This window comes from Microbacterium sp. H6 (genome assembly GCF_003314775.1).
GTDB classification, from domain to species: Bacteria; Actinomycetota; Actinomycetes; order Actinomycetales; family Microbacteriaceae; genus Microbacterium; species Microbacterium oxydans.
The window spans coordinates 1-10289 of the sequence record NZ_QOAY01000310.1 but is presented as its reverse complement, the minus strand read 5'-3'; the positions used below and the strand labels follow the sequence as shown (position 1 = coordinate 10289).

Genomic DNA, 10289 nt, shown 5'->3' with positions numbered 1-10289 from the left:
GGCGACACCCCGGCGGCGGCGGGCGGCGGCTGGCTTCATGTGATGAGAGTAGATCACGGGAGAGCGAACGCGAATTCCTCCCGGTCCGTGCCGTCGGCCGGCGTCGTCCTGCCCCGTAAACTGAGGGGGCTATGAACCCCGAAACCCTCGCCGCAGCCCTCCTCGCCGTCCTCGCACCCATCGCGGAGGAACGACGCCCCGGCGAGCCCCTGAAGCTCTCCGCATCAGACATCGTGCTCGAGCGCCCCCGCAACCGCGACCACGGCGACTGGTCGTCGAACATCGCCATGCGCCTGGCCAAGCCGCTCGGCACGAACCCGCGTGAGCTGGCTCAGCAGATCGCCGACGGTCTCGCCGGCGTCGACGGCATCGCGAGCGCCGAGGTCGCGGGCCCCGGATTCATCAACATCCGCCTCGACGCTGCAGCCGCCGGTGCGCTGGCGAAGGTCATCGTCGACGCAGGGGACGCGTACGGGTCGAACGACTCGCAGGTGGGCCAGAGCATCAACATCGAGTTCGTGAGCGCGAACCCGACCGGACCCCTCCACATCGGACACACGCGCTGGGCCGCTCTCGGCGATGCGATCGCCCGGGTGCTCGCCGCGTCGGGTGCCACCGTCGCCAGGGAGTACTACATCAACGACGCGGGTGCGCAGATGGACCGCTTCGCGAGTTCCGTCCTCGCCGCGGCGAAGGGAGAGCCGACCCCGGAGGGCGGCTACGCGGGAAGCTACATCGGCGACCTCGCGGCGCGCGTGCTCGCTGCGCGTCCCGACCTGCTCGAACTGCCGGCCGACGAACAGGTCGACGTCGCCCGCGAGCTCGCCTACGCGTACCAGCTCGAAGAGCAGAAGCAGTCGCTGTCGAAGTTCAACGTCGACTTCGACGTCTGGTTCTCCGAGCGCACCCTGCACGCCAAGAACGATCAGGGTGTGAGTCTGGTCGACCAGGCCGTCGATCGCCTGCGCGAGCAGGGGCATGTCTTCGACCAGGAGGGCGCCGTCTGGGTGCGCACCACCGACTTCGGTGACGACAAGGACCGCGTGATCCGTCGCTCGAACGGCGAGTACACGTACTTCGCCGCCGATGCGGCCTACTACCTGAACAAGGGCGACCGCGGCTTCCAGGACAAGATCTACCTGCTCGGCGCCGACCACCACGGCTACGTGCACCGCCTCAAGGCGATCGCCGGCGCGGCGGGGGAGGACCCCGAGAAGAACGTCGAGGTGCTCATCGGGCAGCTCGTCTCGATCGGCGGTGCCCGTCTCAGCAAGCGCGCGGGCAACATCATCGAGATGGACGATCTGCGCGAGTGGCTCGGCACCGACGCGCTGCGCTACTCGCTGGAGCGCTCTCCTGCGGACTCGCCGCTCGCCCTCGATCCCGAGCTTCTCCAGAAGCGCACGAACGACAACCCCGTGTTCTACGTGCAGTACGCGCATGCCCGCACGCATAACGTGGCACGCAACGCGGTCGCGTCCGGCGTCGACCGCTCCGAGTTCGCGCCCGAGACTCTCACCCACGAGACCGAGAGCGCGCTGCTCGGAGCGCTGCAGGAGTTCCCGCGGATCGTGGCATTCGCCGCCGAGGTGCGCGAGCCGCATCGGGTCGCCCGCTACCTCGAGGAACTCGCCGGTCTGTACCACCGCTGGTACGACAACTGCCGCGTCATCCCGCTGAGCGACGACCCCATCGAGAGCGTGCATCGCACCCGTCTGTGGCTCAACGACGCCACAGGTCAGGTTCTGCGCAACGGACTCGACCTGCTCGGGGTCTCGGCGCCGGAGCGCATGTAGTGCAGGCAGGCGTGCGTCGCCGTGGGGCAGGATGGCAGGCATGAGCGACGACAACCACACCCGGCCCTACCCGGACGCGGCGACGGAGCACCCGACCCTCGTGATCCCGGGTTCGGCATCCGACGAGGGTGCAGACTCTCCGCAGCAGAAGCGGCGGCGGTGGCCGTGGGTGCTTCTCGTCGCGGTCGTCGTGCTCGCGCTCCTGGCCGTCGCGGCGGAGCTCATCGCACGCGCCGTGCTGCCTGGCGTCGTACGGTCGATCGTCGTCGAGAAGCTCGACCTCCCTGCCGACCAGCAGCTCGACGTCGAGACGCAGGGACTCCTGCTGCCCCAGCTGATCGGTGGCACCCTCGACACCCTGCATCTCTCGACCGATTCCGTGACGCTGGACGGGATCACGGGCGCCGCGGATGTCACGGCGACCGGTGTTCCGCTGCGCGGGGGCGACCTCGGCGGCGCTTCCGGCACGGTCCGCGTGGACCAGGAGCAGTTCACGACGCTCCTGGCCGGCACCGATCTGCCGGTCGACTCGGTGGAGTTCACGGCGCCGAATGCCACGGTGAGCGGTTCGATCAGCGTGCTCGGAGCCGCGGTGCCGCTCTCCCTCACCCTCACACCCGGCACCATCGACGGTGACCTCGAGCTCACGCCGGTCGGCGTCAGCATCGGCGGACTCGACGTCGACCTCGACCGGGTCGGTTCCACCCTCGGCGCCCTCGGGGAGGGACTCACGCAGCCCCAACGGGTGTGCATCGCCGATCAGCTGCCCTCAGGACTCACGCTCACAGGGATCGAGATCGTCGACGACGCGGCCGTTATCGACGTCGACGTGAACGGCGCGATCGTCACCGACAAGGCTCTTCAGAGCAAGGGCAGCTGCCCGAGCTGACGGCAGCGGTCTCGGTTCACGGGGAGTCGCTGGCGCTGAGCATCGCTTCGATGCGGCGGGCGAGCCAGGCGGGTCGTTGCAGCGGAATGCCGTGCCCGCAGCCATCGACGGCCTCGAGGGTGCTGTGCGGCAGTGAATCGTGCAGGAGCGCTGCCGAGCGCTTCATGAGCGACGTCTCCCCGGCGCCGACCAGGATCGACGCGGCTCCGGTGTAGGTCCGCCAGCTGGCAGGAGGCGTGAAGCGGAGATTCTCCTCGACGGAGCGCAGGAGCGTCTCGCGCGAGATCGCGGCGGATGTGCGCACATAGTCGGCCAGGAGCTTGTCAGGGATGAACAGCTGCCGTGCCTGCAGCCGGGCGAACCACTCCTTCGACGCGAGACCGGCGGTCGCTCCGAGAAGCGCGAGAGTGGGGCGGGTCATCCGCATCGGCATGGCCTGGGCGCTGATGACGACGACGTTCCGCACCAGTTCGGGAAAGTCTGCGGCGAGCTGCACGGTGAGCTGTGCGCCGAGGGAGAATCCGACGACGGTCGCCGGTCGGCCGACCTTCTGCAGCACGCCGGCGAGCGCGGCGACCGTGACCGCGTGGGAGTCGTAGGTCGCATCCGTGCTGCGTCCGTGGCCGGGGAGGTCGGGGACGATCGCCCGCACGCCGCTGTCGATGTGGGTGCGGACGGGCTCCCACATCCACCCGGCCACTCCGCCGCCGTGCAGGAGGAGCAGCGGCCGGCCGGCCGGATCGCCGAAGGTCGCGACATGCATGATCAGTTCCTCTCGAAGGACTCGGCCATGCGGCCGATCGTGTCGATGGCGCGTTCGAGCAATGTCGGTTCGAACGGGCCGAGCAACCGGGATGCGGAGAGCAGTCCGATCGATGCACTGGAGAGTGCGAGGGCGAGGGCCTCGACATCCACGTCGTCCACGATCTCGCCTCGGCTCTGCAGCCCCCGCAGCCATTCGTTGACGCGCCTCTGCCGGTCACGGTATCGGCCGTCTGTGATATCCGCCACGTGCGCACCGAGGATGCCCCGGTCGTCGAGGAAGGCCGCCGTCATCAGCGCGTCCTCGCTCAGAGCGCGCGCGGACGCGCGGTACGCGGAGCTGAGGCGCGGCCGGTCGCCCAGCTCACGACGCACGCGGTCGTTCATCCGGGTCGTGCCGCGCTGCAGCAGCGCATCGAGGATCTCCTTCTTGCCGGCGAACTCCAGGTAGACCGCGCCCTTGCCGATGCCGGCGCGTTCGGCGATCGAGGCGACGCTCATGGCGTCGAAACCGTTGGCGAGCACGAGCTCCTCGGCAGCATCGAGGATCCGCTCGCGGCGATCAGGGACGCGGGGCCTGGGCATCGCGGTGTCCCTCCAGATGGTCGAGCATCGCCGGGACGACGAGGTCGGGGCGGTCGCGTTGCACCCAGTGCCCTGCTCCGGCGGCGACCGTCAGGGATCCGACGGGCAACACTTCCGCGGCGGCTTCGGCATGGGGGAGCGGCACCCCGGTGTCGCGATCGCCGTGCACGAGAAGCGTGGGGGTCGTGATGGACGGGAGTCGAGGCGTGTACACGGTGCGCAGTCGATTCCAGAGCACCTGATCGCGCTGCCACTCCGCGAAGCTCGTCAGGCCCGTGCCGGTGGACGCTTCGTCGAGCACCGCCTTCACGAGATCGGGAGTGCGCGCCTGAGGATTCCGCACGAGCGTGGCCAGGCCTCGTTCCATCGCGGGCGCGTTGCGCGCGTAGGACCGGGTGGCGGCCGCCAGCAGTCCTGTGCGCAGCAGCAGGAACGTGCCGAAGTGCGTCATCCGCCCGGAGAGTCCGTCGGCCAGGCGCGGCATCAATCCGTAGCACCCCAGCAGGATGGCGGACTTCGCCTGGCTCGGCCGATCGAGGAGGTGGCCGAGCGTCATGCCACCGCCGAGCGACAGGCCGGCGATGGCGTAGTCGACGAGGCCGAGTTCGTCGACGAGGTCGCCCACGTATCGCACGAGGTGTTCCTGGGTGAGGGGCCAGCCGGGACGGGGACTGCGGCCGAAACCGGGATGGTCGGGGGCGATCACGCGATGTCCGGCGCTGGCGAGCGCAGGGCCGACCTCTCCCCACGAGAGCTGCGCGTTGTCGGCGCCACCGCCATGCAGAAGCAGGACGGGAAGGCCGGCTTCGGATGAGGGGCGCCATTCCAGGACCGAGACCGTGGTGCCGGGGAGGGTGATGCTCGTGCGACGTGGCTCCATGAAGCCCCTTTCGTTGTGACCAGGTTACCCGATCGGGTCACAACGAGGGTGGGGTCAACCGACGCCGATCAGGACCCCGCGTCGGAGGCCGCAGCCTTCTGTGCCGCCCGCAGCTCGGCCGTCGCGATCTGCACTTCGGCCTCGGCTCGCTGGAGCCGCCGCTGGGGGAACGTGGTCGCGGCGAACCTCGCATGAACGCGATCGGACCTCTCCTCCTCGGTGGTCACGATGTAGGCGCAGGCGAACAGCATCACCTGGGTCGAGAAGTTCAGCCAGATCAGCAGCGCCAGGAGGGACGCGAACGAGGCGAGCAGCGGGTTGCTGGTCGCGCCGCCCACGAACAGACCGGACAGCTCCTGGAGTACCAGCAGACCGAGGGCGCCGATCAGGGCGCCGGGCCACAGGGAACCGGCGGCGGGACGCACGCCCGAGAGCACGCGGAACACACCGATGATGAGCACGGCGTCGAGAGCGAACACCACGAGCAGCGAGAGCAGCCGAACGGTCCAGGCGACCGCGGCGGAGTCGGCGGGCAGGCCGAGGAGGTCGGCGATCCACTCGACTCCGAGCTGACCGACGAAGGTGAGCGCGGCGGAGGCGACGAAGGCGAGTCCGATCCCGAGCGCCAGGGCGAGGTTGCGCAGGATCACCCACACCCAGAGGATGTCGTCCTGGACGGTCCCGGCGATCACCCGCACGGCGGTGCGGAGAGAGCCGATCGCTCCCAGAGCGGCTCCGACGAGGGCGACGAGCGAGATGATGCCCGCGACGGAGAGCGATGCGGGGGCCTTCAGATCCTCGGGATTGATCGCGCCGTCTTTCCCGATCAGGCCGGGGACGGCGGACTGCACTGCCTGGATGATGGCGCGCCACGCGTCGGGGTTGCCGGCGAGCCAGAGCGCGGCGATCGAGAAGCCCAGCAGCACGCCCGCGAACACACTGAACAAAGCGCGGTACGTGACGCTGTCGGCCAGCATCGGACCCCGTCGCTCGGAGTAGAGCAGTGCGGCCCTGACCGGTCGCCGGGAGAGTGCCCACGCGATGGCCGGCGTCGTGATGCGCGCGATAAGTCCGGGTTTCGGCTTCGCGGAGGACTCCGTGTCGTGGTGTGCTGTCTCGCTGTTCGTCACGCCCCCACCTTAGGAGGCACCTGCGGAGTGCTGCAGGGGCTTGACGCGGCGAGTCACCGTGATCAAGGCGACGGGGTGGGTGCCCTAGAATCGGGTCAACCTCGATGTGCGTGCCCTGCCCGAGATCCTTCCCACGATTGGTGATCAGTGCTTCTCCCTGCCGATTCGCTCGCCCCGGAATGGCTCGCCGTCCCCGAGGACGCGAACGATCTCGCCGACGGCGTCTGGCCGGCCTCAGCAGTACGAGACGACGACGGCGTGCTCGACATCGCCGGCGTCAGCGCCACGGACCTGGCCCGCACCTACGGCACTCCGCTCCTCGTGCTCGATGAAGACGAGGTTCGCGGGCGTGCGCGCAGATTCCGCCTGGCGTTCGACAGGGCAGCGGCCGAGAACGGCACCACGGCGCAGGTGTACTACGCGGGCAAGGCGTTCTTGTGCACGACCGTGGCGCGCTGGGTCGTCGACGAGGGACTGCGCGTCGACGTGTGCACCGGGGGAGAGCTGGCCGTGGCCCTCGCCGCTGGGGTCGCTCCCGCTTCCATCGGCTTCCACGGCAACAACAAGTCGGTCGCCGAGCTGGAACGCGCGGTCGAGGTCGGGGTCGGCACGATCATCGTGGACAGTGCCATCGAGATCGAACGCCTCGCAGCGATCACGGCGCGTACCGGCGTGACGCAGCGCGTGCTCGTGCGTGTGATCAGCGGCGTCCACGCCGAGACCCACGACTTCCTCGCCACCGCCCACGAGGACCAGAAGTTCGGGTTCCCCCTGCCGGACGCGGAGCGGGCCGTGGCCCGGATCCGGGAGATCCCCGGCCTGGTGTTCGCCGGACTGCACTGCCACATCGGCTCGCAGATCTTCGGCGTCGCCGGCTTCCGCGAATCCGCGTCGCGCGTGCTCGACCTGCATGCAGCCCTGCTCGAGGACGGCCCCGTGCCCCAGCTCAACCTCGGCGGCGGCTTCGGCATCGCGTACACGCGTGTGGACGACCCGACACCCATCGAAGACCTTGCCGGTGCCATCATCACCGCGGTCGCCGACGACTGCGCCGCCCGGGGCATCCCCATTCCCGCCCTGTCCTTCGAACCCGGCCGCGCCATCGTCGGCACGGCCGGTGTCACGATCTACGAGGTCGGCACCACCAAGGACGTGACGATCGACACCGGAGCCGTCCGCCGCTACATCAGCGTCGACGGCGGGATGAGCGACAACGCACGTCCGGCGCTGTACGGCGCCCAGTACTCGGCGCGGATCGCCTCACGCGTCGGAGCGGGCGAGCCGCGCCTCAGCCGCGTGGTCGGCAAGCACTGCGAGTCGGGCGACATCGTCGTCGATCACGAGTACCTTCCCGACGACCTCGTGCCCGGGGACCTGCTCGCCGTGCCGGCGACCGGCGCCTACTGCGTCTCGCTCGCCAGCAACTACAACCACGTCCCGCGTCCGCCGGTCGTCGCCGTACGCGATGGACGTTCCGCGGTCATCGTCCGCGGCGAGACCATCGACGACGTGCTGGCCCGCGACGCGGGCATCGACGGGGCGCACGCCCCCGAGGGAGACCAATGACCCACCTCCGAAGGAGCAACCATGACTGAATACCGACGACTTCGTGTGGCGCTGCTGGGTGCCGGAGCGGTCGGCTCTCAGGTCGCGGCCCTCCTGCTGCGCCACGGCGACGAACTCGCCGACCGCGCGGGCGCCGAACTGGAACTCGCCGGGATCGCGGTGCGCAACCTCGACGCGCCACGCGACGTCGACCTGCCCAAGGAGCTCTTCACGACCGACGCCGAGTCGCTCATCCTGGGCGCCGACATCGTGATCGAGCTCATCGGCGGCATCGAGCCGGCCCGCACGAACATCCTGCAGGCCATCGGCTCCGGGGCCGACGTGGTCACCGCGAACAAGGCTCTCCTGGCCACTCATGGGCCCGAGCTCTTCGAGGCCGCTGACCGGGTGGGCGCCTCCGTGTACTACGAGGCCGCCGCGGCGGGGGCGATCCCGATCATCCGTCCCCTGCGCGATTCGCTCGCCGGCGACCGCGTGGTGCGCATCATGGGCATCGTGAACGGCACGACGAACTACATCCTCGACCGGATGGAGACCGAGGGCGCCGACTTCGCCGACGTGCTCGCCGATGCGCAGCGGCTGGGCTATGCCGAGGCCGACCCGACGGCGGACGTCGAGGGTTACGATGCGGCGCAGAAGGCGGCGATCCTCGCGAGCCTGGCTTTCCACACGGCCGTGCCGCTCGAAGCCGTCTACCGCGAGGGCATCACCTCGATCACGGCATCGATGATCGAAGAGGCCAGAGCTGCAGGCTTCGTGATCAAACTGCTGGCCGTGTGCGAGCGGATCGAGGCCAACGGTGCCGAGTCGATCTCGGTGCGCGTGTACCCGGCCCTCGTCCCGGCATCGCACCCCCTCGCCTCCGTGCACGGTGCGAACAACGCGGTCTTCGTCGAGGCGGAGGCTGCGGGCTCCCTGATGTTCTACGGTGCCGGTGCCGGTGGCGTGCAGACCGCGTCGGCCGTGCTCGGCGACGTGGTCTCCGCGGCCCGTCGTCACATCGCAGGCGGCGTCGGGGTGGGAGAGTCCACTCGCGCCAACCTGCCCGTCGTGCCGATCGGTCACGTCACCACCCGGTACCAGATCACGCTCGAGGTCGCGGACGCGCCAGGTGTGCTCGCGACGGTCGCGAGCATCCTCAGCGACGGCGATGTCTCGGTCGCCACCGTCGTGCAGACCGTGGAAGGCGAGGACGAGCCCACTGCCCGTCTGATCATCGGAACGCACCGCGCGACGGAGCAGGCCCTGAGCGCCACCGTCGACGCTCTCGCGGACAGCGAGGTCGTCGCACGCGTGGTCTCGGTGCTCCGGGTGGAAGGCGAGTGACGATGACAGCGCCCGTCGTCCCCGCGGAGGGCGGAGCCGTCGAAGGACGCACCGTCGAGGTGCGGGTCCCGGCGACGAGCGCGAACCTCGGCCCCGGCTTCGACACACTGGGCCTCGCGCTCAGCATCTACGACACGCTTCTGGTCACGGCGCTGCCGGCCGGCGAGCTCGAGATCGAGGTCTCCGGTTCCGGAGCGGCCGAGATCCCTCGTGATGAGTCGAACCTGATCGTCCGCACCATCGCCTATGTGTTCGCCGACGCGGGACGCCCTGTTCCCGGTCTGCGGATCATCGCGGAGAACGCCGTGCCGCACGGCAGGGGCCTCGGCTCATCCGGTGCCGCCGTGGCTGCGGGCGTGCTCGCCGCGAAGGGATTGCTCGAGGGTGATGTGGAGATCGATGACACGGATCTCCTCCGGCTGGCGACCGAGCTCGAAGGCCACCCGGACAACGTGGCGCCGGCGCTCTTCGGTGGCCTGACGATCGCATGGATGTCGGAGCGGGGACCGCAGCACAAGAAGCTCCTCGTGCACAGGGGAGTTTCGCCTCTGGTGCTGGTCCCCACGTACACGATGTCGACCTCGCAGGCGCGGTCGCTCCAGCCGCCGCAGGTCTCCACTGCCGACGCCGTGTTCAACGTCTCCCGCTCCGCGCTGCTGATCGCCGCGTTGATGCAGAGCCCGGAGCTGCTCCTGGATGCGACTGCCGACCGCCTCCACCAGGACTACCGTGCCGGAGCGATGCCGGAGACGCAGCGTCTGGTGCAGGCGCTGCGCGCTGCCGGTTTCGCCGCGGTGGTCTCCGGCGCAGGCCCCAGTGTGCTGGTCCTCGCGGACGGCCCCGGAAGTCGTCAGGACGCGGTCGAGCTCGCCGAACGCGTCACCGACACCCCGTGGGAGGCTCTCCTGCTCGCAGTCGACGTGCGTGGTGGTACAGTGGGGTCTCGAGCGGAGGGCTCCACGTAACTGCGTGAATCTGGCCCCATTGCAACTCTTGCAAGACCCGCACGCAAACCCCTGTGGCAGAGTTCATTCCTGAGCCGCCTGCCGAGGCTGGCTGGCGCCGAGCGTCAGCCCGTGCGATCGCGCGCAGCACCCGTTGTGCGCGTTCAACGCTCATTCCCCATGACATATAAGGGAGTACTCGTGGAGAACCTCTCCGAGACCCAGAACGAACAGTCTGCGCCCGCTTCGGAAGCACCGGCGACATCCGCGGAGCCGACGGGCGAAGCAGCACCGGCGCGCAAGCGTGCGCCTCGCCGTGCCAGCACCGCGACCGCGGCTGCGAAGGCCGAGAAGGCGGAGAAGGCCGATGCCGCGAAGGCGGAGAAGGCCGCGAAGTCGGACGCCGCTCCG

The 10289-nt window shown here is 69.6% G+C and carries 9 protein-coding genes and 1 pseudogene; 6 read left to right on the top strand and 4 right to left on the bottom strand.

All coding sequences use genetic code 11. The annotated features are described in order from the left end of the window. Positions 1-131 precede the first annotated feature (131 nt). On the top strand, positions 132-1796 hold the full coding sequence (argS, locus tag DSP71_RS21305; protein WP_113681999.1) for an arginine--tRNA ligase: 1665 nt from the start codon (positions 132-134) through the stop codon (positions 1794-1796). 40 nt (positions 1797-1836) lie between these two features. Beyond that, positions 1837-2685 (top strand): DUF2993 domain-containing protein, encoded by an 849-nt coding sequence (locus tag DSP71_RS21300; protein WP_113681998.1) that lies wholly within the window; start codon positions 1837-1839, stop codon positions 2683-2685. Positions 2686-2701: 16 nt separating this feature from the next. On the opposite strand, the gene DSP71_RS21295 is transcribed toward DSP71_RS21300, so the two are convergent. From DSP71_RS21295 to DSP71_RS21280, 4 genes are all read right to left on the bottom strand, one after another. Beyond that, positions 2702-3448: an alpha/beta fold hydrolase gene (locus tag DSP71_RS21295; RefSeq protein ID WP_113681997.1), complete on the bottom strand. Its 747-nt coding sequence runs from the start codon at positions 3446-3448 to the stop codon at positions 2702-2704. 2 nt (positions 3449-3450) lie between these two features. Next, positions 3451-4032 (bottom strand): TetR/AcrR family transcriptional regulator, encoded by a 582-nt coding sequence (locus tag DSP71_RS21290; RefSeq protein WP_113681996.1) that lies wholly within the window; start codon positions 4030-4032, stop codon positions 3451-3453. After that, on the bottom strand, positions 4010-4912 hold the full coding sequence (locus DSP71_RS21285) for an alpha/beta fold hydrolase (RefSeq protein WP_113681995.1): 903 nt from the start codon (positions 4910-4912) through the stop codon (positions 4010-4012). Before DSP71_RS21285 ends, DSP71_RS21290 begins: the two co-directional genes overlap by 23 nt. Before the next feature lie 68 nt (positions 4913-4980). Beyond that, positions 4981-6042 carry a YihY/virulence factor BrkB family protein gene (locus DSP71_RS21280; RefSeq protein ID WP_113681994.1) on the bottom strand — a complete coding sequence of 354 codons (1062 nt, stop codon included), beginning with the start codon at positions 6040-6042 and terminating at the stop codon, positions 4981-4983. 147 nt (positions 6043-6189) lie between these two features. Here DSP71_RS21280 and lysA point away from each other — a divergent pair, with 147 nt between their 5' ends. The 4 genes and pseudogenes from lysA to DSP71_RS21260 all read left to right on the top strand — a co-directional run. Next, positions 6190-7608, top strand: coding sequence for a diaminopimelate decarboxylase (lysA, locus tag DSP71_RS21275; RefSeq protein ID WP_113681993.1), 1419 nt, complete (start codon positions 6190-6192; stop codon positions 7606-7608). 21 nt (positions 7609-7629) lie between these two features. Then, a complete protein-coding gene (locus tag DSP71_RS21270; RefSeq protein ID WP_046748226.1) occupies positions 7630-8934 on the top strand; it encodes a homoserine dehydrogenase in 1305 nt (434 codons plus the stop codon). A 2-nt stretch (positions 8935-8936) separates the two neighbouring features. After that, positions 8937-9899 carry a homoserine kinase gene (gene thrB, locus DSP71_RS21265; protein WP_046748227.1) on the top strand — a complete coding sequence of 321 codons (963 nt, stop codon included), beginning with the start codon at positions 8937-8939 and terminating at the stop codon, positions 9897-9899. A gap of 180 nt (positions 9900-10079) precedes the next feature. After that, positions 10080-10289: pseudogene (locus DSP71_RS21260) on the top strand (transcription termination factor Rho); the annotation flags it as partial.